General features: G+C 40.8%; 24 protein-coding genes. 8 read left to right on the plus strand and 16 right to left on the minus strand.

Annotated elements, in window-relative coordinates; translation table 11 throughout:
* Positions 1-397: 397 nt before the first annotated feature.
* The 8 genes from ACIH2S_RS13950 to nadC all read right to left on the minus strand — a co-directional run bounded on the left by ACIH2S_RS13950 (position 398) and on the right by nadC (position 10,779).
* Positions 398-682: a hypothetical protein gene (locus ACIH2S_RS13950; protein WP_036951169.1), complete on the minus strand. Its 285-nt coding sequence runs from the start codon at positions 680-682 to the stop codon at positions 398-400.
* Between the two features lie 3 nt (positions 683-685).
* On the minus strand, positions 686-1,546 hold the full coding sequence (locus ACIH2S_RS13955; protein ID WP_231138096.1) for a hypothetical protein: 861 nt from the start codon (positions 1,544-1,546) through the stop codon (positions 686-688).
* A 10-nt stretch (positions 1,547-1,556) separates the two neighbouring features.
* Positions 1,557-1,916, minus strand: a complete 360-nt coding sequence (locus ACIH2S_RS13960) for a hypothetical protein (protein WP_231138097.1) — start codon at positions 1,914-1,916, stop codon at positions 1,557-1,559.
* 210 nt (positions 1,917-2,126) lie between these two features.
* Complete coding sequence (gene lpdA, locus ACIH2S_RS13965) at positions 2,127-3,554, minus strand: dihydrolipoyl dehydrogenase (protein ID WP_036951171.1); 1,428 nt, start codon at positions 3,552-3,554, stop codon at positions 2,127-2,129.
* A gap of 205 nt (positions 3,555-3,759) precedes the next feature.
* A complete protein-coding gene (gene aceF / locus ACIH2S_RS13970; protein ID WP_430247610.1) occupies positions 3,760-5,625 on the minus strand; it encodes a pyruvate dehydrogenase complex dihydrolipoyllysine-residue acetyltransferase in 1,866 nt (621 codons plus the stop codon).
* 13 nt (positions 5,626-5,638) lie between these two features.
* Positions 5,639-8,305, minus strand: coding sequence for a pyruvate dehydrogenase (acetyl-transferring), homodimeric type (aceE, locus tag ACIH2S_RS13975; RefSeq protein ID WP_036951175.1), 2,667 nt, complete (start codon positions 8,303-8,305; stop codon positions 5,639-5,641).
* Between the two features lie 189 nt (positions 8,306-8,494).
* The gene (gene pdhR / locus ACIH2S_RS13980; protein ID WP_036951176.1) at positions 8,495-9,277 is read right to left on the minus strand and encodes a pyruvate dehydrogenase complex transcriptional repressor PdhR; all 783 of its coding nucleotides are present in this window, start codon (positions 9,275-9,277) and stop codon (positions 8,495-8,497) included.
* 599 nt (positions 9,278-9,876) lie between these two features.
* The gene (gene nadC / locus ACIH2S_RS13985) at positions 9,877-10,779 is read right to left on the minus strand and encodes a carboxylating nicotinate-nucleotide diphosphorylase (protein ID WP_036951178.1); all 903 of its coding nucleotides are present in this window, start codon (positions 10,777-10,779) and stop codon (positions 9,877-9,879) included.
* A 101-nt stretch (positions 10,780-10,880) separates the two neighbouring features.
* On the opposite strand from nadC, the gene ampD reads away from it, so the two are divergent.
* From ampD to yacG, 7 genes are all read left to right on the plus strand, one after another.
* Positions 10,881-11,417 carry a 1,6-anhydro-N-acetylmuramyl-L-alanine amidase AmpD gene (gene ampD / locus ACIH2S_RS13990; RefSeq protein WP_108478393.1) on the plus strand — a complete coding sequence of 179 codons (537 nt, stop codon included), beginning with the start codon at positions 10,881-10,883 and terminating at the stop codon, positions 11,415-11,417.
* A gap of 294 nt (positions 11,418-11,711) precedes the next feature.
* On the plus strand, positions 11,712-12,137 hold the full coding sequence (gene ppdD / locus ACIH2S_RS13995; RefSeq protein ID WP_323086274.1) for a prepilin peptidase-dependent pilin: 426 nt from the start codon (positions 11,712-11,714) through the stop codon (positions 12,135-12,137).
* A 13-nt stretch (positions 12,138-12,150) separates the two neighbouring features.
* A complete protein-coding gene (locus tag ACIH2S_RS14000; protein WP_430247612.1) occupies positions 12,151-13,545 on the plus strand; it encodes an ATPase, T2SS/T4P/T4SS family in 1,395 nt (464 codons plus the stop codon).
* A gap of 4 nt (positions 13,546-13,549) precedes the next feature.
* Entirely contained in the window at positions 13,550-14,734 is a 1,185-nt protein-coding gene (locus ACIH2S_RS14005; RefSeq protein ID WP_430247614.1) for a type II secretion system F family protein, read from the plus strand.
* Between the two features lie 154 nt (positions 14,735-14,888).
* Entirely contained in the window at positions 14,889-15,494 is a 606-nt protein-coding gene (coaE, locus tag ACIH2S_RS14010; protein WP_430247615.1) for a dephospho-CoA kinase, read from the plus strand.
* A gap of 8 nt (positions 15,495-15,502) precedes the next feature.
* Positions 15,503-16,261 carry a cell division protein ZapD gene (zapD, locus tag ACIH2S_RS14015; protein ID WP_036951246.1) on the plus strand — a complete coding sequence of 253 codons (759 nt, stop codon included), beginning with the start codon at positions 15,503-15,505 and terminating at the stop codon, positions 16,259-16,261.
* A gap of 15 nt (positions 16,262-16,276) precedes the next feature.
* Entirely contained in the window at positions 16,277-16,474 is a 198-nt protein-coding gene (gene yacG / locus ACIH2S_RS14020) for a DNA gyrase inhibitor YacG (protein WP_036951185.1), read from the plus strand.
* Between the two features lie 82 nt (positions 16,475-16,556).
* On the opposite strand, the gene mutT is transcribed toward yacG, so the two are convergent.
* The 3 genes from mutT to secM form a co-directional block, all read right to left on the minus strand.
* Positions 16,557-16,955 carry an 8-oxo-dGTP diphosphatase MutT gene (gene mutT / locus ACIH2S_RS14025; protein ID WP_036951187.1) on the minus strand — a complete coding sequence of 133 codons (399 nt, stop codon included), beginning with the start codon at positions 16,953-16,955 and terminating at the stop codon, positions 16,557-16,559.
* 60 nt (positions 16,956-17,015) lie between these two features.
* Positions 17,016-19,727: a preprotein translocase subunit SecA gene (gene secA, locus ACIH2S_RS14030; RefSeq protein WP_036951189.1), complete on the minus strand. Its 2,712-nt coding sequence runs from the start codon at positions 19,725-19,727 to the stop codon at positions 17,016-17,018.
* Positions 19,728-19,822: 95 nt separating this feature from the next.
* On the minus strand, positions 19,823-20,350 hold the full coding sequence (secM, locus tag ACIH2S_RS14035) for a secA translation cis-regulator SecM (RefSeq protein WP_349487953.1): 528 nt from the start codon (positions 20,348-20,350) through the stop codon (positions 19,823-19,825).
* 86 nt (positions 20,351-20,436) lie between these two features.
* Between secM and ACIH2S_RS14040 the strand changes: the two genes are divergently transcribed.
* On the plus strand, positions 20,437-20,958 hold the full coding sequence (locus ACIH2S_RS14040; protein ID WP_108478280.1) for a DUF721 domain-containing protein: 522 nt from the start codon (positions 20,437-20,439) through the stop codon (positions 20,956-20,958).
* A 36-nt stretch (positions 20,959-20,994) separates the two neighbouring features.
* Here the strand turns inward: ACIH2S_RS14040 and lpxC are convergent, their stop codons facing one another.
* From lpxC to ACIH2S_RS14065, 5 genes are all read right to left on the minus strand, one after another.
* Complete coding sequence (lpxC, locus tag ACIH2S_RS14045) at positions 20,995-21,912, minus strand: UDP-3-O-acyl-N-acetylglucosamine deacetylase (protein WP_006660764.1); 918 nt, start codon at positions 21,910-21,912, stop codon at positions 20,995-20,997.
* 99 nt (positions 21,913-22,011) lie between these two features.
* The gene (ftsZ, locus tag ACIH2S_RS14050) at positions 22,012-23,169 is read right to left on the minus strand and encodes a cell division protein FtsZ (protein ID WP_036951193.1); all 1,158 of its coding nucleotides are present in this window, start codon (positions 23,167-23,169) and stop codon (positions 22,012-22,014) included.
* Between the two features lie 57 nt (positions 23,170-23,226).
* Positions 23,227-24,483, minus strand: coding sequence for a cell division protein FtsA (ftsA, locus tag ACIH2S_RS14055; RefSeq protein ID WP_036951194.1), 1,257 nt, complete (start codon positions 24,481-24,483; stop codon positions 23,227-23,229).
* Positions 24,484-24,527: 44 nt separating this feature from the next.
* Positions 24,528-25,343, minus strand: a complete 816-nt coding sequence (gene ftsQ, locus ACIH2S_RS14060) for a cell division protein FtsQ (RefSeq protein ID WP_036951195.1) — start codon at positions 25,341-25,343, stop codon at positions 24,528-24,530.
* A 1-nt stretch (position 25,344) separates the two neighbouring features.
* The gene (locus tag ACIH2S_RS14065) at positions 25,345-26,265 is read right to left on the minus strand and encodes a D-alanine--D-alanine ligase (protein ID WP_036951196.1); all 921 of its coding nucleotides are present in this window, start codon (positions 26,263-26,265) and stop codon (positions 25,345-25,347) included.
* Positions 26,266-26,267 lie beyond the last annotated feature (2 nt).

The raw sequence follows: 26,267 nt of genomic DNA on the forward strand, positions 1-26,267 counted from the left end.
GCATAGCAGAATTTAAACGTAATGTTAATTCATTCACAAGAAAGTAACATTCTTCTGCTAACTTAACCCATTAACAAACTTTATAGGGCAATTTTTAAGCTTGAAACATCATAATCCATTATAAACATCCATTAAGACCCTACTTTTTATAATCCATTTCATGGCTGAAAGCACTCTAATTAGTGCCTTTTTTCATCCCTTATCACAAATTATATTTAATAACTCATTTTTACTTATCTGACTAATTGATAAGGCAAATCATTGCGATTGGTTTAAAATTTTTTAACGGATTTTATGGGGTTTATTGGTCTTTTTAGTTCAACCAGATTACTGAGGGGAGGCAATAAAAAAGAGCCTATGAAAATCTAGGCTCTGGGTCAGAAATAGATAATGTGAATTAGTTAGATTCTTTTTCAGCTAAGTAGCGAAGAATCGCTGAGATATTTTTTAAATTGTAGCGGACTAAAATGTCTTTTTCTTTAGCCTCGCATAGCATCTTATAGTCATCTTCTAGTTGCCCTATATCTAGCTGCTGTGGGTCATTATAAATGTTATAAAGAGATTCAGATGGTACGTTCCAATAAAAATCAGAATCTAGCTTAATGCTCTCGATTCCATGCTTTTTCATTTCATCGAAGATTGTATTGATTGCATCCTTAAGTACATTGAGGTCGATATTCATAAATTATCCTTTTTTAATTTTATCTATATTTTCTTTAAATATTTTAATTTCGTGCTCTAAATGTCTAATCCGACCATTAATAATTTTTTGTCTAGCTATGATATTTGGAGCATTTTTTAAGTAACCTAGATTATCAAATGCGTCAGGATTACGCCTGTAGGCTGCCAATTTCTCTTCATGTAATCTAACTTGCTCCCTAAGCGAATGAATAGATCGATTATCAGAAATACTCAATTTCTTGCCGCTAATGTTAGCACCATCTGGATCCCATTCGGGAGGTGTACCTGAACCAGTACCACCTAATTCTACTTTATCTGAATTTGAAAGTTCTTTTCCAAGATTGGGATTTTTAGCTGCCTTATCCAAATCCGATGCACAAGCAAGTCCAAAGGTACATTCAAATGTTTCTGCTAGTTTATCGCCAGCCGCATTAAGTTTGTTTTCAATTGTTTGAGCAAAATTTGCATCCATCCTTGTTTTTTCATCAGATACGGAGTTTCCATTGTGTACAGGGATTATCGGTGTTGGCATTGTTAAAATACTGCTTTTTTCAATGCTAATTTTAATGTTTCTTAATTCATTTTCATTAGACTGAATTTCTTTTGTTAATTGAGTATGTCTTTCCTGAGTTTCTAGCAGATGATTTCTTGCTGATAATTCTGCGTTTCTCTCAATAGCATTATAAAAAGGTTGAGGATCAAAAAAATTTAATTTTGGTATATCTACAGGGCTATCACCAAAATCATCCGAAAGTAAGCGTTCTCTATCTTGTATTGAACTAAATTTAACATTTGCAGTGATATTAAGATCTGGTGATTTAAAAACCCATTGATAATTACATGGGTATTTCTCCGGATCAGTCAAAAACTTCCATTCATAACTTTTTTTCTAAATTACTTTTTTCTTCTTTTAGCACCTTTATTCTATTTGAGATCTCCTGATGATTTAATTCTAGTTTTTCTTGAGGAGACAGTTCCTGTGGTGATGGTAATGGCATGTTTACTGCCTCCTCTGATGCTACCTTTTCTCGATTTACATCTCTATCTCTAGATATCTCCGGTTTATAATTATCATTCTCTATAATTCTTGTAATAGTTTTCAAATGGTCATATTGCTCATTTATACTATTATTATTAAAAGCATAATCACCATTAAAAAAATCATCATTCGTTACATCAGTAAAATTAAAAGGGACTGGATTAGCATAAACAGTCATTGTATCTATATAGAGCATAATTAACATCCTTGTTGTTATTTAAAAACAGCAAAGAAACTAAATTTAAAATTTTTTATAGTCAACTAATTGTAAATATAAAAACTATAGCCATTATAATATTTATATAATTAATAAAATAAGCTAATACTATTTGTTAATTGAAATAAAAAAGACCAAAACATTTCTGCTTTGGTCTTCAATTCGCTTATTTTTTGCTAAAAAAGAAAATTATTTTTTCTTTTTCGCTTTAGCGTTTGGTAAGTCAGTAATGCTACCTTCGTAGATCTCTGCCGCCATACCAATTGATTCATACAGTGTCGGGTGAGCATGGATGGTTAATGCTAAATCTTCAGCATCACAGCCCATTTCGATTGCCAGACCGATTTCGCCCAGTAATTCACCACCGTTAACACCAACAACCGCACCACCGATAATACGGTTAGATTGCTTGTCAAAAATCAGCTTAGTCATACCTTCAGAACAGTCAGATGCGATTGCACGACCTGATGCAGCCCATGGGAATGTTGCTGTTTCGTAGCTGATGTTTTTCTCTTTCGCTTCTTTCTCAGTTAAACCAACCCAAGCAACTTCTGGCTCAGTATAAGCGATTGATGGAATCACTTTAGGATCGAAGTAGTGTTTCAGACCAGAGATAACTTCTGCTGCAACGTGACCTTCGTGAACACCTTTGTGAGCCAGCATTGGTTGACCAACGATGTCACCGATAGCAAAGATGTGCGGTACGTTTGTACGCATTTGTTTATCAACATGGATGAAACCACGATCATCAACTTCAACGCCAGCTTTACCTGCGTCTAAGTTCTTACCGTTAGGTACGCGACCGATAGCAACTAACACAGCGTCATAACGTTGTGGTTCAGCCGGTGCTTTTTTACCTTCCATTGAAACGTAGATACCATCCTCTTTCGCTTCAACAGCAGTCACTTTAGTTTCTAACAGTAAGTTGAATTTCTTGCTGATTTGCTTAGTGAATACTTTAACCACGTCTTTATCCGCAGCTGGGATAACTTGGTCAAACATTTCAACCACATCAATTTGTGAACCCAGTGCATGGTATACAGTACCCATCTCAAGACCGATGATACCACCACCCATTACCAGTAGACGCTCTGGAACTTCTTGCAGTTCTAATGCATCTGTTGAATCCCAAATACGTGGATCTTCATGAGGAATAAATGGTAACTGAATTGGACGTGAACCCGCAGCAATGATCGCATTATCAAAGTTGATAGTGGTGCTGCCGTTTTCGCCTTCAACAACCAGTGTATTCGCACCAGTAAATTTACCCAGACCGTTAACTACGTTAACTTTACGACCTTTCGCCATACCCGCTAAGCCGCCAGTCAATTGAGTAATCACTTTTTCTTTCCACAGACGAACTTTGGAAATGTCAGTTTTTGGCTCGCCAAATACGATACCATGTTCAGCTAATGCTTTAGCTTCTTCGATAACTTTAGCAACGTGCAGTAATGCTTTAGAAGGGATACAACCAACGTTTAAACAAACTCCACCAAGAGTTGAGTAACGTTCTACCAAAACAGTTTCTAAACCTAAGTCAGCGCAACGGAATGCCGCAGAATAACCTGCTGGGCCTGCACCAAGCACAACGACTTGGGCTTTAATTTCAGTACTCATCATGACCTCTTTTTGTTTTGTCCAGCGGGGCCGCCGAATAAACGAATTTTCCACTGGTAAAGTACACACCGCAAGCAGTTTACAGAATTGTTAACATCCTGAAAAGGCTGAATACGTGACGTAACTCCCAACCTTTCGTTGCAACAGCGAAAAACTCTGCCCCAGCCTAAATAAAACAGACCGGTCAATTGACCGGTCTTATTAGTTACATTACCAGGCGGCGAATATCGCTCATCAGTTGTCCAACTAAAGTGATGAAGCGCGCACCATCAGCACCATCAATCACACGGTGGTCAAATGACAGAGACATAGGCAGCATTAGGCGTGGAACAAACTCGCTACCATTCCAAACTGGTTTGATAGAAGAGCGAGATAGACCCATAATTGCCACTTCTGGTGCATTCACAATCGGTGCAAAACCGGTAGTTCCGATACCACCTAAGCTAGAAATAGTGAAGCAACCACCTTGCATGTCAGCGGCGGTCAGTTTGCCTGCACGTGCTTTCTTAGACACTTCACCCAGCTCACGAGATAACTCCATAATGCCTTTTTTGTTCACATCTTTGAAAACAGGAACAACTAAGCCATTTGGTGTATCTACAGCGATACCGATGTTGATATATTTTTTCAGGAACAGACGCTGTGCATCTTCTGAAATAGAGCTGTTGAAGCGTGGCATTTCTTCCAAAGCACGAGCAACTGCTTTCATCACGAAGACCAGTGGCGTGATTTTCACATCCAGTTTTTTCTTCTCAGCTTCTTTGTTCTGCTGTTTACGGAACTCTTCAACTTCAGTGGTATCCACTTCTTCCATCAGAGTTACGTGCGGGATCATGACCCAGTTACGGCTCAGGTTAGCGCCAGAAATTTTCTGGATGCGACCCAGCTCAACTTCTTCAACTTCACCAAATTTGCTGTAATCAATTTTCGGCCATGGAAGCATACCCGGTAAACCACCGCCAGCTGCTGCTGGTGCTTCTGCACGTTTAATTGCATCTTTAACGTAAGCTTGAACGTCTTCACGTAAGATACGACCTTTACGGCCTGTACCTTTCACTTTCGCTAAGTTCACGCCAAATTCGCGAGCTAAACGACGAATTACTGGTGTTGCGTGAATATACGCATCGTTCTCAACAAATTCATTTTTGCTATCAGCTGCTTTAGCTGGCGCAGAGGCTACTGGCGCGGCTGCTGGAGCTGCAACTGGTACAGAAGCAGGAGCTGCTGTAGGTGCAGGTGCTGCACCCGCAACTTCAAAAGTCATAATCAGGGAGCCAGTTTTGACTTTATCGCCAGTCGCAATCTTAATCTCTTTAACTGTACCTGCGAATGGTGCCGGTACTTCCATTGATGCTTTGTCGCCTTCAACGGTGATTAAAGATTGTTCAGCAGTTACGGTGTCGCCAACTTTTACCATTACTTCGGTAACTTCAACTTCATCACCACCGATATCTGGTACGTTAACGTCTTTGATTGCCGCTGCTGCTGGTGCCACAGCGGATGCTGCTGGAGCAGAAACCGCTGCCGCAGGCGCTGCGCCTGCAACTTCGAATACCATGATCAGCGAGCCAGTTTTCACTTTATCGCCAGTCGCAATCTTAATCTCTTTAACTGTACCTGCGAATGGTGCCGGTACTTCCATTGACGCTTTATCGCCTTCAACGGTAATCAGAGATTGTTCAGCCGTGATTGCATCACCTACTTTAACCATGATCTCAGTGACTTCAACTTCATCACCACCGATGTCTGGTACAGCAACTTCTTTCAGTGCTGCAGTAGCAGGAGCAGCTGGTGCCGCCACTGGAGCCGCAGGCGCTGCTGCTGGTGCAGATGCACCTTCTGCTGAATCAAAAATCATGATTAATTTACCAGTAGTAACTTTGTCACCCACTGCAATTTTAATCTCTTTAACCACACCCGCTTGTGGAGATGGGACTTCCATAGAAGCTTTATCACCTTCAACAGTGATGAGCGATTGCTCTGCTTCTACTTTATCACCAACTTTTACCATTACTTCGGTGACTTCAACTTCATCAGCACCGATATCTGGCACTTGGATTTCAATAGACATTGATTATTACCTCTTATGCCAAACGTGGGTTAACTTTATCTGGGTTGATGTTGTATTTTTTAATCGCTTCTTCAACGACTTTAACATCAATCTCACCACGTTTAGCCAATTCACCTAACGCTGCAACGATGACATACGTTGTATCCACTTCGAAGTGGTGACGTAGGTTCTCACGGCTATCAGAACGACCGAAACCGTCAGTACCTAATACACGGTACTCACTGGCTGGAACATAAGTACGGATTTGCTCAGCAAACAGTTTCATGTAGTCAGTCGATGCAACAGCTGGTGCATCATTCATAACTTGCGCTACATAAGGTACACGTGGCGTTGCTGATGGGTGCAGCATGTTCCAACGCTCACAGTCTTGACCATCACGCGCCAATTCAGTGAATGAGGTTACGCTGTATACGTCAGAACCAATTCCGTATTCCGCAGCCAAGATATCGGCAGCTTCACGAACGTGGCGCATCATAGAACCAGAACCTAATAACTGCACTTTACCTTTGCTGCCTTCAACTGAAGCCAGTTTATAGATACCTTTACGGATACCTTCTTCAACGCCTTCCGGCATTGCGTGCATGTGATAGTTTTCGTTCAGAGTCGTGATGTAATAGTACACGTTCTCTTGTTTCTCACCATACATACGCTCTAAACCGTCTTGCATGATAACCGCAACTTCGTAAGCGTAAGCTGGGTCATAAGAAATACAGTTAGGGATAGTCAGTGATTGAATATGGCTATGACCATCTTCGTGCTGTAAGCCTTCACCGTTTAGTGTTGTACGACCAGAAGTACCACCAATCAGGAAGCCACGAGCTTGTTGGTCACCTGCTGCCCACATTAAGTCACCAATACGTTGGAAACCAAACATAGAGTAGTAGATATAGAATGGGATCATAGGCAGGTTGTTAGTGCTGTATGATGTTGCAGCCGCTAACCATGAAGAACCTGCGCCCAGTTCGTTGATACCTTCTTGCAGGATCTGACCTTTAGAGTCTTCTTTATAGTAAGCAACTTGCTCACGATCTTGCGGTGTATATTGCTGACCTTTCGGGCTATAGATACCAATTTGACGGAATAGACCTTCCATACCGAAAGTACGTGCTTCGTCAGCGATAATTGGTACTAAACGCTCTTTGATTGAGTTGTTTTTCAACATGACATTCAGTGCGCGAACGAATGCAATTGTTGTTGAAATCTCTTTAGATTGTTCTTCCAGTAATTGACTAAAATCTGACAGAGCTGGAATTTCCAGTTTTTCATCAAATTTAGCGCGACGAGCTGGTAAGTAACCGCCCAGAGCTTGGCGACGTTCGTGCAGATATTTGTATTCTTCAGAATCTTTATCGAAAGTGATTAATGGCAGTTTTTCGATTTGATCATCAGCAACTGGCACATTGAACTGATCACGGAAGTGGCGAACGCCGTCCATGTTCATTTTCTTAACTTGGTGAGCAATGTTTTTACCTTCTGCTGTTTCACCCATACCATAGCCTTTGATGGTTTGAGCTAAAATAACAGTTGGTTTGCCCTTGGTTTCTTGTGCTTTTTTAAATGCTGCATATACTTTCTTCGGATCGTGACCACCACGGTTCAGCGCCCAAATTTCGTCATCAGTCATATCTTTCACTAATGCAGCCGTTTCTGGATAACGGTTGAAGAAGTGTTCACGTACGTATGCACCATCGCGTGATTTAAATGTTTGATAGTCACCGTCAAGGGTTTCGTTCATCAATTGAACCAGTTTGCCGGTTGTATCTTTACGCAGCAGTTCATCCCAACGGTCACCCCACATAACTTTGATAACTTGCCAGCCAGCACCACTGAAGATGCCTTCTAATTCGTTAACGATTTTACCGTTACCTGTTACTGGGCCATCAAGACGTTGCAGGTTACAGTTAATAACGAAGACTAAGTTATCTAACTTATCGCGAGTTGCGATAGTAATTGCACCTTTAGATTCTGGCTCATCCATCTCACCATCACCTAAGAACGCATAAACACGCTGTGCTGAAGTATCTTTCAGACCGCGGTTATCCAAATATTTTAAGAATTTAGCTTGGTAGATAGCATTGATTGGCCCCAGACCCATCGATACGGTTGGGAACTGCCAGAAGTCAGGCATTAATTTAGGGTGCGGATAAGAAGACAGGCCATTGCCACCAATTTCTTGACGGAAGTTATTCATCTGCTCTTCAGTTAAGCGGCCTTCTAAGAATGCACGCGCATAGATACCAGGGGAGATATGTCCTTGGAAGAAGACTAAGTCACCACCGTCATTATTGTTATGAGCACGGAAGAAGTGGTTGAAGCAAACTTCATATAAAGTTGCGGAAGACTGGAATGATGCCATATGGCCACCCAGTTCTAAATCCTTTTTAGATGCACGCAGAACGGTCATTACAGCGTTCCAGCGAATTGCAGAACGGATACGGCGTTCTAAATCCATGTTACCAGGGTATGCAGGTTCATCTTCAACAGCAATTGTGTTGATGTAATCAGAACTACCAGATGCACCAGCGGCAATGTTAACACCGCCTTTACGTGCTTCGCTTAATACCTGTTCGATAATAAACTGTGCACGATCAACACCTTCTTCACGGATGACCGATTCAATCGCCTGTAGCCAGTCGCGAGTTTCAATCGGATCCACGTCATTTTTTAACATATCTGACATGGTGTATTCCTTATCTGTTATCTATTTTATATGGTTATGTGGAGCCTATCTTTCTGCCATTTTCTTCATGTTAATGAAAACAGCAGGAAGATAGGCCCTAATGTAGTTGCCGCTTTATCTCTAATTAAGAGTACTCACAGTAATGTAGACGCAGCAGTCAGGATCTACACTACCAATTTTAAATCTGGTCTAGCTTTGAAGCTGATCTAGATCTGGATGTTGCTGTAAGCGACGTAATGAACGCTCTCGGCGAGTTTGCTCACGTCCAATGTCCAGTAGCAAATCTTCAATAAAAGCAAGATGTCGATGAGACGCTTCTCTCGCTTTTTCCGGTTCCCTTGCGACAATAGCAGAAAAAATCTGTTCTCTATGCTCGCTTACTGCGTTGTACATCTCTTTTCGGGTATATAGGAACTCAAAATTCTGGCGGATATTTTGCTCTAACATAGGGATCATGCAGCGTAGCAAATGTAACAGCACTACATTATGAGCAGCTTCCGTTACAATCAGTTGATACTGTAATACCGCATCTGATTCCGCGTTAAGATCACCACTTTTCTGAGCTGATTTAATCAATTCATAGCTTTGGCGAATACGCTCTAAATCTTCTTCCGTACCACGTAATGCCGCATAGTAAGCAGCAATGCCTTCTAATGCATGGCGCGTTTCAAGAAGATCTAATTGAGATTCTGGGTTACCAGCAAGTAATTCGGTCAATGGGTCACTAAAACTTTGCCACATCTGTTTTTGTACAAATGTGCCACCACCTTGACGACGAGATAGAAGACCTTTGGCCTCTAAGGTTTGAATAGCTTCACGCACTGATGGTCTTGAGACATCAAATTGCTTAGCAAGTTCACGTTCAGGAGGCAGCTTTTCGCCGGGGCGTAAAGTCCCCTCGAATATGAGATGCTCAAGCCGCTGCTCGATTACATCTGATAACTTTGGTTGGCGAATTTTACCGTAAGTCATAATCTGCCATTTTTATAGTGAGTAATTATTGATTATCTAGTACCCAGTGTTAATTGGTCATACCAATTATTTTATGGCTTAATAAAGTAACAAAGTATTCACTATCTGTCCATAAAGACCTTGAGCTAAATCATAAAATCCTGCAAGTTTTAACGGTTTATTTTAAAAAAAGCATTAATTAATAACCAAGCCTTGATTAAACAACACACAAATTTAACAAAAAATATGACTTTTTATGCCAATGAAACCAAAACTGAACCGTTACAGCTTACCAATTTTAGAATAAAAAATCACAATAATTGAATAACCACCCAAAAAGTAAACATTGCGTACATTTTTACAAAAAAATGCCCTGAACATGGTTAATAATTTGTTAAATTCATAATTAACAAAAATACACTTACGCAATCAATCAAATGAAAACTTCATACCAATGGTAAAAAAGTATTCCGTAAATATTCAGTGCAATTCAATAATCATGAAAGAGTGTTCAAAATATAATCGCTATCTATATAGTCATTCATTTTTAGGGGGGAGATGTATAATCTATCCCCCTTATCTTTGTAGCCTCTCGGTCTAGCAGCCTAAATTAGCTCAGACTAGCTTTCAGGTTCAATGAATCGCATTGAGAGATCTAATGCCTGAATGTGTTTCGTCAATGCGCCTACTGAGATGAAATCAATACCTGTCAATGCAAACTCTCTAATCGTTTTATCTGTCACATTTCCTGATACTTCTAAAGCAGCCTTGCCATCCGTGAGAACAACGGCATCTTTCATCATGTCAGTCGTAAAGTTATCAAGCATAATAATATCCGCTTGAGCTTTGAGAGCTTGTAGCAGCTCTTCTAGATTTTCGACCTCTACTTCGATAGGAACATCTGGGTGTGCTTGGCGAGCAAGCGATACTGCTTGGGAAACAGAACCTGCCGAAATAATATGATTTTCTTTGATTAGATAAGCATCAGACAAACCTAATCGGTGATTATATCCGCCCCCCATGAGCACTGCATACTTTAATGCGCTCCGCAAACCAGGGATAGTTTTGCGAGTATCTAATAACTTAGTTCGAGTACCTTCAAGAAAAGCCACATACTTTGCAGTCACAGTGGAAACCGAAGATAGAGTTTGTACAAAATTCAACGCTGTTCTTTCACCAGTGAGTAGAATTTGAGAAGGTCCTCGCATCTCGCATAATACTTGGTTTGGTGAAACCTTATCGCCATCTTGAACCTTCCAATTCACCTTAACTTTATTACCGAGTTGGTAAAAAACTTCTTCTAGCCATTTTTGCCCGCAAAAAACCCCCTCTTCACGAGTAATAATTCGAGCTGTAGCTTGGGAATCTTCATTTAATAGCTGCCCTGTAACATCCCTTTTATAATCAACGATCTGGCCGAGATCTTCTTTTAGAGCAACACTGACCATAAAAGGAATATCGGTAATCAATCTTGCCATTAACAGTTTGCGTCTTTCTTGTTCATCATAGCGTCGTGTAGTCATTATTTACTCCAAAATATGCACCCGTATGGATCTCAACTATGCTAATCTTTCTTAATTACGGGTACTTACAAAAAAGAAAAGAGCATACTATGGATACTGATATGAAAATACATGATGGTTGGCTAAATAATGTGACTCATATCCCTTCCCCACATCATGATGACCGCCCAGAGGACGAAGAACCTTCACTTCTCGTCATTCATAATATCAGCCTTCCACCAGGGCAGTTTGGTGGTCCATATATTAACCAACTATTTACCGGTACTTTAAATCCCGAAGAACACCCTTTTTTTGAAGAAATTAAACATCTACGTGTTTCAGCCCATTGCCTCATCCGTCGTGATGGAGAGATTATTCAATATGTTCCTTTCAACAAGCGCGCATGGCATGCAGGGCAATCTAATTATCAAGGGAGAGAAAAATGTAACGACTTTTCTATTGGTATTGAACTTGAAGGTACGGATTATCAAGCTTTCACCGAAGCTCAATATATAACGTTGGCCAAGCTCACTAAGTTACTGATAGCTGAATTCCCTCAGATCAAACAGAATATTACAGGTCATAGCGATATTGCTCCCCATCGAAAAACTGACCCAGGCCCTTATTTTGATTGGCAGCACTATAAAAACGCACTCTAAACTTTGCCAATTGATAATTTTACGAATCATCCGCCTATTATCTTAGCTAATGAGGGTAACCACCCCATTAGCCCTCTTTCTGATATGCCTCTATTTATATCAACCTGACAAACTCATTTTTATTAGAAAAAATATTCTTGATATATTTTTGCGAGAGCGCTCGAAATAAAATGAGACAACCCACCATTTGCAAGATCACTTTACAAAGCCACTCGTAACCTAAATTTTCAATTCGTATTTTCACTAAAAATGTCTTTTATGATGGAACCTCACACTATCAGAGAGGTTTTACTTATGGATCAGAAAGGATTTTCCTTAATCGAAATAATGGTTGTTATCGCAATAATTTCAATACTCAGTGCCGTTGCTATACCGGGCTATCAAAGCTATATGCAAAAAGCAGCCATGACCGATGTACTACAAACTATCTTGCCTTATAAAAACAGTGTAGAACTGTGCAGCTTTAACCAAGGCCTTTTAGCTAAATGTAATTCAGGAAAAGAAGATATACCGAGCAATATAAAAGGAAAGTATCTAAAACAAATTGATGCAAAAGCAGGCGTCATTACCTTTGTTGGTGACAAAACCTTAACTGGTCTTACGGGTATATTGACACCCACCAGCTCAACAGCCACATCGCCATTTTCATGGGGTATCAGTTGCCAAGCTGATACTAATGCAGATCTAAAAAAACTTTGTGAAAAAACACTGAGCTTCTAATTAAGGGATTAACATGCGCACATCTAGGGAAAGCCATTATATTTTCAAAGAACTCAAAGTGCTTTGTGACAAAAACTATATCGTGATTATCGATTACAACGAAAAAAGGTTATCTATCGCCACCATAGAAAAACCCAATGATAATTTAATATCCACATTACGTTTTATTGCCAGCGTACCAGTTTGTTATGAAATATGGGCTAAAGAAAAAATTGATCATTATTTCAATCGCCATACTTTAGAAATCAATGAAGATGAAAATGCTTATCCGACTAACACTATTGAACCTATCAACGTACCATCTCCTGCCGTTGATTTTGTCGATGATTTATTAAAGATGGCTGTAAGAAAGCGAGCATCTGATATTCACCTTGAACCAACCAAGCATAGCCTAAAAATTCGCCTTAGAGTGGATGGGAAACTCTACGTTATTCCTTCACCACCACATGAAATAAACAATGAGGTTATTGCTCGAATAAAAATATTGTCAAAAATGAATATTGCGGAAAAAAGAATACCGCAGGATGGGCAAATGAACTGGAGCTTTGAGCGTAAGAACTTTAGCATCCGCCTTTCCAGCATGCCCACACTTCATGGTGAGAAATTAGTTCTGAGATTATTAAATACACAGTTGAAATACTCTCTCGAACAAATTGGAATGTGCCCGACTTTATTACCCCTACTAAAAAGCACATTACAAAAACCGCAAGGATTGATTCTCGTGACAGGTCCCACAGGTAGCGGTAAAACTGTCACACTTTATAGTGCGCTGGAATACCTTAATCAAACATCAAGAAATATATCCACCATTGAAGACCCTATTGAGATCCCCCTAGGGGGGATCAATCAAACACAGGTACACGAAAAATATTCACTTACTTTTGCTTTTATTCTTCGTGCACTACTTCGACAAGACCCTGATGTTATTATGATTGGTGAAATTAGAGACGAAGAAACGGCTCAAATAGCTGCTAGAGCTGCACAAACAGGTCATCTTGTTCTCTCAACACTCCATACCAATTGTACCGTTAGCGCCATTACACGTATGGAACAGCTAGGCGTTAACAGAAACCAGCTTCAATCCTGTTTAAAAATGGTTATCGCTCAGCGATTAGTTAGAAAACTTTGTACGTACTGTAAACAAGAAACGGCACGCATTACACCGATAAACTCAATACAGAATATTAACGAATATCACTCTACAGGGTGCGAACACTGTTTTTCAGGATTTATGGGGCGTACCGCAATTTATGAACACCTTGATCAAACACAACTCGACTTTCTATTAAAAGATAATGGTAAATTAACTGATAATTTCAAAAGTCTATTTCAGGCAAGCCTTGAGCGAGTTGAAGCTGGAGAAACAACATTACAAGAAGTTTATTCTGTTATAGGACAAGGAGAGTAAATTAATGTTTGTATATCATTACACTTCACTTGAAAATAATTCGTATATAACTGATAGCTTAGTAGCAAAAAACAAGCAACAAGCTTTCTTAGAGATAATCAAACGAGGTCAAACGCCAATATCAATAAAATTGAAATCTATATTTATATTGGATATGGAAAATTTAAACTACAGAATTCATTTTTTTCATCAGCTAAATATACTATCTTCCTCAGGAATTAGTTTATTAAAATGCTTTCAATTACTTCAACTTAATTGTCATTTACCTTTTTGGAAGAATCTCATTAACCAAGCGATCAATGATCTAGAAAAAGGTATTAACTTTATTAAAAACCTAGAAAAGCATCCGCATGTTTTTAACAGTACAATAATTAGCTTAATCGTAATCGCCGAAAAGACAGGAAAATATGATGAAAGCTTTTTGATTATCAAAAATATGCTTGAACATAACCAGAAAACATCAATCTTAATAAAAAAAGCCCTACGTTATCCAGTTACCCTCGTAGGGTTTTCAAGCCTATTACTTATCATCATGCTAGTTTTCGTCATCCCTCAGTTCATTGAAATTTACGAAAGCTTTCAACAGGAATTACCCTCTATAACAAAGGTAGTCATTATAATATCGAATACTTTGATTGAGAATATTCAATGGATACTGTTAACACTGTCCTCAACCATATTTTTATTTATTAAATATAAATCCTTTGCATCCAAAAAACTGAGTCAGTTAATGCAATATTTTCCTTATATCAATAACATCATCAAAGCCAAAAATTTGAACATCTACTTTTTAACATTATCTTCAACATTAAAATCAGGACTGCCTCTCTTGGAATGCCTTGATTGCTCAACTAAAACGATAGTGCATCATAAATACAAGAAAGAATGCCATGAAATATATCACGCTATCCTTAGAGGAGCCTCACTATCTGATGCAATGAAAAATACACAATTTTTTCCAAAATTAGCAATTCAGTTAATTTCTTTGGCAGAGGAATCTGGCAAGCTAGAATATTTTACATTATATTTATTTAAGTATTACTCACAGCAATATAAGACTATTACAGAGCATCACCTTAAGAACCTTGAACCTATATTGCTCTTATTTATAGCTATCATTATCTGCCTAATAATGTTTGCAATGTATTTACCAATATTTAAATTAGGCTCAGTCATCTCTGGAATGTAACTTATTGCCTAAAGAAAGTAGTTTAATTTAGATAGTAAAAATAGATTGGAATCACACATATATCCATAACATGATAACTTGACTCAATTGTATACAGACAAATTAAAACTTTCAGTGTAACCTGACTTATTTCCCGTGAACTAATGAATCATTTATGTCTTATATAGTTGCCCTCACTGGGGGGATAGGAAGCGGTAAAACAACCGTTGCCAACGAATTTGCTAAACTTGGGGTACCCCTTGTTGATGCTGATATCATCGCACGCCAAGTGGTTGAACCTAATACCCCTGCATTGATCAGCATTCAACAGCACTTTGGTCAAAATGTGTTAAACCATGATGGCACCTTAAATAGAGGCTTTTTACGGTCAGTTGTTTTTTCCGAACCAAAAGAAAAAGCGTGGCTAAATGCGCTGCTTCATCCTTTGATACAACAAGAAACGCAGAAACAACTTCAGCAGATTAACTATCCTTATGTTTTATGGGTAGTCCCCCTGCTTATTGAAAATAAAATTTCGCATTTAGCAGATCGTGTTCTTGTCGTAGATGTAACAAGAGAAGAGCAAATAGAGAGAACCATCAAACGCGATGATACTAACCTAGAGCATGTTATTAATATATTAAATGCTCAAGCATCTCGAGAAGAAAGGTTGTCGTATGCTGACGACACCATCACTAATCATACAAATAATACTGAGCTGCCAAATAGAGTTGCAGAACTACACAAACAATACCTAGCACTTGCAGCACAAAAAGAATAGGAATGAGCATGAGCGAAAAAATCGAAACGACTTTGGTTACTTATGAATATCCAATGAATGAAAAAATTCGTTCTTGGCTGCGGCTTGAAACATTATTAATGCAAATCTATGAACAGAGCCATATAACTTCCTACTCTTCTGGAATCGCCTTTTTCCGTTCTGTTTCTGAACTGATTGAAATTTTAGATAGAGGTGAAGTTCGCTCTGATCTTATCAAAGAACTCGAAAAACAAAAAAGTAGGCTACTCAGTTGGGCCGATGCCCCAAATGTTGATAAAACATTAATCACCTCTCTTTTAAATGACCTAACGCCGAAAATAAGCAGTTTAATGTCCGCACCTCGATTTGGTCATCAGCTACGTAACGATAAAATTATTAGTATGGTTCGCCAACGCCTCAGTATTCCCGGTGGATGCTGTAGCTTTGATTTGCCCACCCTTCAACTGTGGCTAAATATTCCCCAATCAGATAGAGATAATGAAATCAAAAACTGGCTAAATAGTTTAGATCCACTGCATGATGCCTTACAAACCGTGTTATCACTAATCCGTCAAAATGGAAGTTTTGAATCTGCCGAATCTCACAATGGTTTCTTTCAAGGTAATGTCGAAGGAAAAGAGCTTTTACGTATTAGGTTATCGCCAGAGCATTTGATATACCCTCAAATTTCAGGACATAAAACGCGCTTTGCCTTACGTTTTCTTCATATCGATAGCGAGAATGGTATACTCCCAGACGTAATTCGTTTTCAGTTAGCCTGTTGTTAGTTTGAGAGTCCATGTATGAATGAAATTATTGAAGTCAATTGTCCGACTTGCCAAAAAGTCGTGACTTGGAATGAATCCAGCCCTTTCCGCCCATTTTGCAGTAAGAGATGTCAACTGATTGATTTAGGCGAGTGGGCCGCAGAAGAAAAACGCATTGAAAGCCAAGGTGATATCTCCGATAGCGATAATTGGAGTGAAACACCTGAGCACTAATTTCACTTTATCTGTGTTGATAATGAAAATAGCCAAATCGCTGCATTAGGCTATTTTCATCTTCATTACTGACGACTTGCTGTTATGCATCCTTGGTCAGCATATCAACAATCACGCGATTAGCTGGTGGAAACTCATCAGCGATTAAGCTTTGCTGCTCAATCCAACGTGATTTTTGCCCTTCTTTTCCATAGGGATCATTATCCCAGCCTGAAACCATAAAGAAGTAGAGCGTAATAAATCTATCGTCAAATTCATGATCAACTTGATGGAATAAATCACAGTCAATCACCGCAATACCCACTTCTTCTTCCAATTCTCGGATCAGTGCGTCCTTGGGGTCTTCCCCTTTTTCTAGCTTCCCACCAGGAAATTCCCAAAACCCGGCCATGTGTGTGCCTTCAGGTCGCTGAGTAATAAAAATATGTTTCTGAGCATTACGAATGATCCCAGCGGCAATATGCAGATGTTTTTTTTCCATAATTTCTTCACTAAAAAGGCGGGTTTCCCCGCCTTTATTGATTATTTATTGAATTCTAAATTAGTTTAAGCGGCCGTGGCACTGCTTGTATTTTTTACCGGAACCACAAGGGCATGGATCATTACGACCAATTTTATTACCTTGGGTTGCAATCTTCGCTTCTGCTTCTGTCATTAAAGATTCAGCTTCAGCTTCATGGCTTAAATGCTGTTTCTTCGCCAGACGTTCAGCTTCTTCACGACGTTGTTGCTCTAACGCTTCAACTTCTTCCGGTAAACGTACTTGTACTTTTGACAAGGTACTGATCACTTCATATTTCAATGCTTCCAACATATTGGCAAACATACTGAAGGATTCACGTTTGTATTCTTGTTTTGGATCTTTTTGTGCATAGCCACGTAAATGGATACCTTGACGTAAATAGTCCATGGAAGCCAAATGCTCTTTCCATAATGTATCCAGCGTTTGCAACATAACGCCTTTTTCAAAATTACGCATTGCTTCAGAGCTAACGATCTCTTCTTTACGCTGGTAAATTTCAATCGCTTTTTCCATGATACGTTCGCGCAAAGTTTCTTCGTGAAGTTCAGGCTCTTTGTCTAACCACTCTTGAATTGGTAAGTCGAGGTCAAAATCGTTCACTAAACGTTTTTGCAGACCATCAATGTCCCACATTTCTTCCAGTGATTGAGGCGGAATATACGCATCAATAATAGTGGTAAAGACATCCTCACGAATACTGTCTACGGTTTCTTTAATATCGCCGCCATCCAGCAATTCATTACGCTGAGTATAGATAGCGCGACGTTGGTCACTTGCTACATCATCATACTCAAGTAATTGTTTACGAATATCAAAGTTACGGCTTTCAACTTTACGCTGTGCGTTAGCAATTGCTTTTGTGACCCAAGGGTGTTCGATAGCTTCGCCCGGTTTCATACCCAGTTTTTTCATCATCCCCGTTACACGGTCTGATGCGAAGATACGCATTAAAGCATCTTCCATTGACAGATAGAAACGTGATGAACCAGCATCACCTTGACGTCCCGCACGACCACGTAACTGGTTATCGATACGGCGAGATTCATGGCGCTCTGTACCGATGATATGTAAACCACCAGCTGCTAACACTTCATCGTGACGAATTTTCCAGTTCGCTTTGATTTCGTCAATTTGTTCTTGCGTTGGGTTCTCTAACGCAGCCACTTCTGACTGCCAGCTTCCCCCTAACATGATATCGGTACCACGACCCGCCATGTTAGTTGCGATGGTTACAGCGCTTTTTTGCCCCGCGTTAGCAATAATGTCAGCTTCCATTGCGTGGAATTTCGCATTCAAGACGTTATGAGCAATTTTTGCTTTAGTCAGCGCATGAGAAATTAATTCAGATTTTTCAATCGAAATAGTACCAACCAGAACTGGCTGACCTTTGGCGGTTTTATCACGGATATCTTCAATAATTGCTTCAAATTTGTCTGCTTCAGTCATATAGACTAAGTCAGGCATGTCTTTACGAACCATTGGACGGTTAGTTGGGATAACAATCGTGTCCAGCTTATAAATTGAGCTAAATTCGAATGCTTCGGTATCCGCAGTACCGGTCATACCAGCTAGTTTTTCGTATAAGCGGAAATAGTTCTGGAAAGTAATCGATGCCAATGTTTGGTTTTCATTATGGATCTCAACACCTTCTTTTGCTTCAACAGCTTGGTGCAGACCATCAGACCAACGACGCCCTTCCATTGTACGGCCAGTATGCTCGTCGACAATGATAACTTGGTTATCTTTAACAATATAATCAACATCACGAGTAAACAGCGCGTGGGCACGTAAACCGGCCATGACGTGGTGCATCAGCATGATGTTTGATGGTGAATAAAGCGATTCACCTTCATCCATTAAACCTGCTTTTGCTAGTAATTCTTCAACGAGAACTAAACCGCGCTCTGTGATTGTTACCTGACGAGATTTTTCATCAACCGAGAAGTGACCTTCGCCTTGGAAAGTGTCCGAGTCTTCTTTTTCTTGGCGAACTAATTTCGGGATCAGTTTATCCACTTTAATATACAGGTCTGAGCTATCTTCCGCAGGACCAGAAATGATCAGTGGCGTACGTGCTTCATCGATAAGAATGGAGTCCACCTCATCCACTAATGCATAATGCAATTTACGTTGAACGCGATCTTCAGGGCTAAATGCCATGTTGTCACGTAGATAGTCGAAACCAAACTCATTGTTGGTACCGTAAGTAATATCTTCCGCATAAGCTTGGCGCTTAGCAGGCGGAGCCATACCCGATAAGTTAATACCAACGGTTAAGCCTAAAAACTCGAATAATGGACGGTTATTTTCCGCATCTCGTTTTGCTAGGTAGTCGTTCACCGTAACAACGTGAACCCCTTTGCCTGATAATGCGTTAATGTATGCTGGTAGCGTTGCAGTTAGTGTTTTACCTTCACCTGTACGCATTTCTGCGATGCAGCGCTCGTTCAGTACCATACCACCGATTAACTGAACGTCGAAGTGACGCATACCAAAGACACGCTTACTTGCTTCACGCACTGTCGCAAACGCTTCAGGGATCATATTTTCAATACTTTCGCCTTGTTTTAAACGCTCACGAAATTCTACGGTTTTGGCTTTCAGCTCGTCATCCGATAATTTCTCAAACTCAGGCTCTAGCTTGTTAATTTTTTCCACTTCTTTACGCAGACGGCGCAGAGTACGGTCATTACGGCTACCAAATACTTTGGTTAATAATTTAGTTAACATATTTTTTCTCAGGTAAATCAATTAATTATTTGAATCGATGATTTTTGACACGATGAGAAACGACCCAATGGTAGGCTTAACATCGTTAAATGGATTTAAGCAAAAAAGGGTCCAGCCCGAATGCCGTGTACCTGAGCAACCCAAATCGCGGGCTGATAAACAGTAAAGAGAGGGTAGATATGTTCGCTAGCTTGAGTCGTTGCCACATCCCATTGTAAAGATCGCTGCGCCAACATCGCGTACAGCGTATCTAACATTAATTGAGGGGCAAATAGCGTCTCTTTTTGTAGCTTACTTTTGTCAATATCTTCATCTTCTGTCGCTGAAAAGGCAAAAGTCAGTTGGCGGATAACATTACGTACCGCATGCTGCTGCCAGTAATTGACGGAGTAAGAAGATGAGGATGAAGAGCGTTGAGAATTCTGCTGAGCAAATAAGTTATCGAAAGCATTTACAGCTTGGCTTTGTCGATTGGCTGGCGCAGAATTAACTTGAGCCTGCTGAGATTCTGATAAGGCATTTAAAATTGTAGGCAAGCCAACACCCGTAGCCACAACACCTAATAACAGGTGGGACCAAAAGTATCGTCTACCTAAATGTCGCCAAAAATTTAAAATGCCCATCAAACTCTTATATAATTTATAGATTAAAGTATGATTCCCAATTATGTTCTGACATCTTTAGCAATCGCGTAAAATGAGAGTTCACAATGAGAGATAGTCATCCACAAGCACTTTTCGATGTTCTCGAAGAGTCTCTGGCAAAAACATCAAACACTTTACAAACTATTCAGCGAAATGCAAAAGCTATTCTAAAATTGAATCGTGTTGTAAAAAGTTTGCTGCCAGCGGAAATTAAACCCATGTGTCGAGTGGCAAACTACCGTAATAACATTATGGTTATCGAAGTGGCTAATGCCAGTTGGATGACTCGCCTTAACTATGAAAAAATAAACCTTCTTTCTGCATTAAGGTCGTCTATTCTACCATCTTTATCTTCCATCGACATCAGAATCAACCCCGATCTTATACGAAAATCTAAGCAAAATAGCTCATTGAATAAGCAATCAGTGAATCAAAAAGAAAATCGCAATCAAAGAAAGATTAGTACGCAAACCGCAGAGCAGTTATTAAGATTAGCGAAAAAGAGTCCGAAGGGATTAAAAGAGAAGTTTGAGCGGCTGGCTGCATTAGCCGGAGAGAGTACTAATGCAACCAACAGAAAAGACTAACTCTGACTGGCAGAGATAGCCACATAATAGAAACTATTATGCGAATACAGTCGAAGGCGCTTTGAATGCCAGAGGTAATTCAGCTTCGTCTTCAAAGGTGACCAGATCCCAAGCAGATTCTTTAGCCAGAACCGCTTGCAGCAATTTGTTATTCAGTGCGTGACCCGATTTGAATGCAGTGAATGCACCAATAATGTTATGTCCACACATGAATAAGTCACCAATTGCATCGAGCATTTTGTGACGAACGAATTCATCTTCAAAGCGTAAACCATCTTCGTTGAGTACTTTATAGTCATCAACGACGATAGCACAGTCAAAACTACCGCCTAAGCATAGGCCTTTCGATTGCAGATATTCAATGTCACGCATGAAACCGAAAGTGCGCGCGCGGCTAATTTGGTTTACAAAAGATTCCGCAGAGAAATCCATTGCATAGCGTTGCGTGCTGCTATCAATTGCAGGGTGTTGAAAATCAATAGTGAAATCAAGGCTAAAGCCATTGTATGGAGACATTTCTGCCCACTTATCACCATCTTCAACACGTACAGTTTCTTTAATGCGTAAGAATTTCTTCGCACAATTTAATTCTTCAATACCGCCATCTAGCAGTAAGAAAACAAACGGTGCAGCACTGCCATCCATAATCGGGATTTCAGGCGCATTGACTTCAATAACAATGTTATCGATGCCTAATCCTGCTAAAGCAGCATTCAAATGTTCAACCGTCGAAATACGTACGTTATCTTCGTTGACTAAGCAAGTACATAACATCGTATCGCGAACTGATTTCGCATCTGCCGGAAAATCTACCGGTGGATTAAGGTCAGTACGACGGTAGATGACCCCGGTATTGGCCGGTGCCGGACGTAAAGTAAGCGTAACTTTCTTGCCGGTATGTAAACCAACACCAGTCGCTTTAATAATACGTTTAAGTGTCCGTTGTTTGATCATCGTATTTTCTCGCAATGTTATAAGTCCTACTGGCTATCTTAATTGATAACCAGTAGAAAATTTTAGCACAAAAAGCGGAAAAACCAATCTAATTAAAAATTAATCGGCCTGTTTACGCAAGAAAGCTGGGATATCTAAGTAATCCGGCTCTTTATTTACTTGTGTATTTTGGTCGTTAACGGCTTTTGCAGCTGGTTTTTCATCATTTAATGAAGACATGCTATTTTGCATTTGCTGATAGCGTTGCTCCATAGAAGCTTGTTGAGACATTTTATTGCTCACTAAAGTAATTTCTGGACGTTTGTCCATACCAATACCAGTAGCAACAACAGTCACGCGCAATTCTTCATGCATTTCTGGGTCTAAAGAGGTACCGATTACGACAGTCGCATTATCTGATGCGAATGCACGAATGGTATTACCCACTGTTTCAAACTCATCCAAGCGCAGGTCAAAACCAGCAGTGATGTTGACCAGAACACCGCGCGCACCAGACAGGTCGATATCTTCCAGAAGTGGGCTAGAAATTGCCATTTCAGCAGCTTCTTCCGCTCTATCTTCGCCACGAGCGACACCTGAACCCATCATCGCGTAGCCCATTTCTGACATCACAGTACGTACGTCAGCAAAGTCCACGTTCATTAAGCCTGGGCGAGTGATCAGCTCAGCGATACCTTGAACTGCACCTTTTAATACGTCGTTAGCCGCACCAAAAGCATCCAGTAAAGAGATACCACGACCAAGTACTTTCAGTAACTTGTCGTTAGGGATAGTGATCAGCGAGTCAACGTGCTTAGACAGCTCAGTGATACCCGCTTCCGCGAATGCCATACGCTTTTTGCCTTCGAAATTGAATGGCTTAGTCACGACAGCAACGGTTAGGATACCTAATTCTTTAGCCACTTCAGCAACGACTGGCGCTGCACCCGTACCAGTACCACCACCCATGCCTGCAGCGATGAACACCATATCTGCGCCATCAAGAGCATTGCGCAGTGCTTCACGGTCTTCTTCTGCCGCATTACGGCCGACTTCTGGGTTTGCACCCGCACCCAGACCTTTAGTAATACCGGTACCGATCTGAATGGTTTGTCCGACTGCGGTTTTACGCAGGGCTTGTGCGTCGGTGTTGACTGCGAAGAATTCAACACCCTCGATGCGCTCGCGTACCATGTGTTCAACGGCATTTCCGCCGCCGCCGCCAACGCCGATGACTTTAATCACCGCATCGTTGGTTAGCTCCATTGGTTCAAACATAATGTCTCTCCGTTTTGTGCTTACTATTGAAGCTAATAATATGCTTCTAAATAAAAATTAAAATTCTTTTCTCAGCCAGCTGGTGAGCTTACTAAACCACCCACTAACTGAAGCACGTTTTTCCGTCTCGGTATCATCGCCAAGGTGGCTTTCTTTACCGTAATGCAGAAGCCCTACCGCTGTGGAGTAGTACGGCTCCTGAGCATAATCCGTTAATCCTGTTATATTAAGTGGGGTACCGATTCTGACCTGTGTATGGAACACTTTTTGAGCGCATTCAACTAGCCCGTCAATCTGTGCTGCCCCACCCGTCAAAACTATCCCTGCCGCTAAGTGGTGTTTGACACCTTGCTGGCGTAACTGTTCCTGTAAATTTAAAATTTCTTCATTCACTAAATTTAACAGCTCAGTATACCGTGGCTCAATCACTTCCGCTAAGGTTTGACGCTGTAAACTTCTCGGTGGACGACCGCCAACACTCGGTACTTCCACCGTTTCATCTTTACTCACAATCGAACCGACTGCACAACCGTGACGCACTTTAATCGCTTCGGCATCTGTTGGCGGCGTACCAAATGCGTAAGCGATATCACTTGTCACCACATTACCTGCATATGGGATCACTTTGGTATGACGCAAAGCACCACCCGTATATACTGCCATGTCCATTGTGCCGCCACCGACATCAACAACACAGACACCTAATTCGCGCTCATCTTCAGTCAACACACTGTAGCTTGCAGCAAGACCGGCAAAAATAAGCTGATCAACTTTTAACCCGCAACGCTCAACAGCTTTCACAATGTTCTTTGCCATATCGTTATGGCAAGTGATCAGATGAACTTTAGCTTGCATACGAACACCAGAAAGACCGACTGGATTTTTAATGCCTTCTTGGTAGTCAATCGCGAATTCTTGCGGGATAACATGCAAAATTCGGTGTTCGTCTTTAACTCGGACAGATTTCGCCGTATGAACGACGCTGTCTACGTCTTCTTGTGTCACTTCTTCTTCTGAAATTGGCACCATACCAATTTCATTTTGGCAGCTCACATGTTTACCTGATAATGCAAGGTAAACAGAAGAAATTTGGCAATCTGCCATTAATTCAGCTTGGTCAATCGCTCTTTGGACGCATTTAACAACCGACTCAAGATCGTTAACGCCACCTTTGTCCATTCCGCGAGATGGACAGCTTCCCACCCCAATAATATTAACCATACCATCGGGCAGAATTTCTCCTACAAGGGCTGACACCTTGGAAGTTCCAATTTCAAGGCCTACCACTAATTTTCTGTCCGTTGCTTTAATCATTTGCTTCTGCCTATCTGCCTAATTTGAGTTATTAGCAATTTGTCTTATTGGAAGCCTTGCGGTGCGTCAACTAATAGAGGAGCCCACCCCACCGCTGCCCCACTGGTATAACGCAAATCAACATAGTCGACGCGTTTATCAGTCGTTTGCTGTAAGAGCGGATAAAGCTCGAGAAAACGGTTTAACCGCTCTAACACATCTTTTTTCCCAAGTTCGACTCTTACATCATTATCTAAAATAATCTGCCATGCATGGCGCGCTGTCATAGAAACGGATTTTAGTTTCAAGTTATTTTTCGCCAAAATACCACTTAGCACAGCAAATTCTTTCAAAACCTCTGTTTGGCTTCCTTGCGGACCATACAGCAACACATAATCGCCTTTACCATTTTGACTTGGTGGAAGGGTAAATACGCGCCCTTCTTGGTCGACCATGTTTTGGTCATTCCATCTTGCGTAGGGTTTGTACTCCGCAATATGGATTTTTAATTCATCCGGCCACTGTTTACGCACTGTCACTTGGCGTATCCACGGCATCATACTGATTTGGTTTTGAATCGCATTCACATCCACCGTCATAAAGGTTCCCGGCTGACCTAATGACAAAATTGCCTTTCGCACATCGTCATTGGTGGTGTAGTTACGCTCTCCCGTTAATATCAGTTTGGACATTGGCAGCCTATCGGCATCCTTCATCCAGTTCATCACAGTCCAGCCGCTCCACACAATGGTGCCGACAACCATCAGGAAGAAAATCAATCCGCCCAGAAAAGCCCCATTACTTGGTCTTGAGCGCGGATCTTCATCTTGCTGACCGCTATTGTGATTATGATGCCTTACGTTTAACGCTGCCTGTGACATATCAACTAGCCAATTCCAAAATACGTACCACTAACTGCGAAAAATCCAAACCTGCTTGACGCGCAGCCATTGGAACTAAACTGTGACTGGTCATTCCTGGCGAAGTATTTACTTCGAGCAAATAGAATTCCCCGTCACTATCTTGCATCACATCAACCCGTCCCCAGCCACGACAGCCTACCGCTTGATAAGCTTGCATTGCGATATCTGCCAGTTTCGCTTCAAGGTCGCTTGTTAAACCACTTGGGCAGAAATATTGAGTCTCATCGGACAAATATTTTGCTTCATAATCATAGAAAATACCCGGTGGCTGAATACGAATCGAAGGCAAAACTTCGTCCCCCAGTACCGCTACCGTATACTCAGGACCACTTAACCACTTTTCAATCAACAACGTATCGTCAAACTGGAAAGCAAGCTCAATGGCTTCTGGCAGTGCATCTAGAGCGTCAACTTTGCTCATTCCAACACTGGAACCTTCCAAACTCGGTTTAACGATAAGTGGCAGTCCTAAGTGCTTAACTTGCTGAGCTAACTGCTCTTTTTTAATATTAGTATATTTCTGCTTGTTAAGTGAAATATATGGAGAAACACTTAGTCCAGCACCTTGCCAAAGTTGTTTGGTGCGTAGTTTATCCATACTCAGTGCAGATGCCATTACGCCACTGCCGGTGTATGGAAGCCCCAGAAACTCAAGCATTCCTTGGATCGTACCGTCTTCCCCGCCACGACCATGTAAGGCGATAAACGCTTTATCAAACCCAGCTTCTTTTAATGTCACAACAGGAAAATCTTGGGTATCAATTGGATGCGCATCAACGCCCGCTTGGCGTAATCCCGCCAATACAGCATTGCCAGACTGAAGTGACACTTCACGTTCAGCAGATGTGCCGCCAAAGAGAACCGCGATTTTTTCTGTCATGC

It is taken from the genome of Providencia lanzhouensis, from assembly GCF_050469745.1.
In the GTDB taxonomy this organism is placed as follows: Bacteria; Pseudomonadota; Gammaproteobacteria; order Enterobacterales; family Enterobacteriaceae; genus Providencia; species Providencia lanzhouensis.

Bases quoted from the DNA above. Each gene is read 5' to 3' on its own strand.
- ACIH2S_RS13950 (WP_036951169.1), bottom strand. From the start codon at position 682: ATGAATATCGACCTCAATGTACTTAAGGATGCAATCAATACAATCTTC.
- ACIH2S_RS13960 (WP_231138097.1), bottom strand. From the start codon at position 1,916: ATGCTCTATATAGATACAATGACTGTTTATGCTAATCCAGTCCCTTTT.
- lpdA (WP_036951171.1), bottom strand. From the start codon at position 3,554: ATGAGTACTGAAATTAAAGCCCAAGTCGTTGTGCTTGGTGCAGGCCCA.
- aceF (WP_430247610.1), bottom strand. From the start codon at position 5,625: ATGTCTATTGAAATCCAAGTGCCAGATATCGGTGCTGATGAAGTTGAA.
- aceE (WP_036951175.1), bottom strand. From the start codon at position 8,305: ATGTCAGATATGTTAAAAAATGACGTGGATCCGATTGAAACTCGCGAC.
- pdhR (WP_036951176.1), bottom strand. From the start codon at position 9,277: ATGACTTACGGTAAAATTCGCCAACCAAAGTTATCAGATGTAATCGAG.
- nadC (WP_036951178.1), bottom strand. From the start codon at position 10,779: ATGACTACACGACGCTATGATGAACAAGAAAGACGCAAACTGTTAATG.
- ampD (WP_108478393.1), top strand. From the start codon at position 10,881: ATGAAAATACATGATGGTTGGCTAAATAATGTGACTCATATCCCTTCC.
- ppdD (WP_323086274.1), top strand. From the start codon at position 11,712: ATGGATCAGAAAGGATTTTCCTTAATCGAAATAATGGTTGTTATCGCA.
- ACIH2S_RS14000 (WP_430247612.1), top strand. From the start codon at position 12,151: ATGCGCACATCTAGGGAAAGCCATTATATTTTCAAAGAACTCAAAGTG.
- ACIH2S_RS14005 (WP_430247614.1), top strand. From the start codon at position 13,550: ATGTTTGTATATCATTACACTTCACTTGAAAATAATTCGTATATAACT.
- coaE (WP_430247615.1), top strand. From the start codon at position 14,889: ATGTCTTATATAGTTGCCCTCACTGGGGGGATAGGAAGCGGTAAAACA.
- zapD (WP_036951246.1), top strand. From the start codon at position 15,503: ATGAGCGAAAAAATCGAAACGACTTTGGTTACTTATGAATATCCAATG.
- yacG (WP_036951185.1), top strand. From the start codon at position 16,277: ATGAATGAAATTATTGAAGTCAATTGTCCGACTTGCCAAAAAGTCGTG.
- mutT (WP_036951187.1), bottom strand. From the start codon at position 16,955: ATGGAAAAAAAACATCTGCATATTGCCGCTGGGATCATTCGTAATGCT.
- secA (WP_036951189.1), bottom strand. From the start codon at position 19,727: ATGTTAACTAAATTATTAACCAAAGTATTTGGTAGCCGTAATGACCGT.
- secM (WP_349487953.1), bottom strand. From the start codon at position 20,350: ATGGGCATTTTAAATTTTTGGCGACATTTAGGTAGACGATACTTTTGG.
- ACIH2S_RS14040 (WP_108478280.1), top strand. From the start codon at position 20,437: ATGAGAGATAGTCATCCACAAGCACTTTTCGATGTTCTCGAAGAGTCT.
- lpxC (WP_006660764.1), bottom strand. From the start codon at position 21,912: ATGATCAAACAACGGACACTTAAACGTATTATTAAAGCGACTGGTGTT.
- ftsZ (WP_036951193.1), bottom strand. From the start codon at position 23,169: ATGTTTGAACCAATGGAGCTAACCAACGATGCGGTGATTAAAGTCATC.
- ftsA (WP_036951194.1), bottom strand. From the start codon at position 24,483: ATGATTAAAGCAACGGACAGAAAATTAGTGGTAGGCCTTGAAATTGGA.
- ftsQ (WP_036951195.1), bottom strand. From the start codon at position 25,343: ATGTCACAGGCAGCGTTAAACGTAAGGCATCATAATCACAATAGCGGT.
- ACIH2S_RS14065 (WP_036951196.1), bottom strand. From the start codon at position 26,265: ATGACAGAAAAAATCGCGGTTCTCTTTGGCGGCACATCTGCTGAACGT.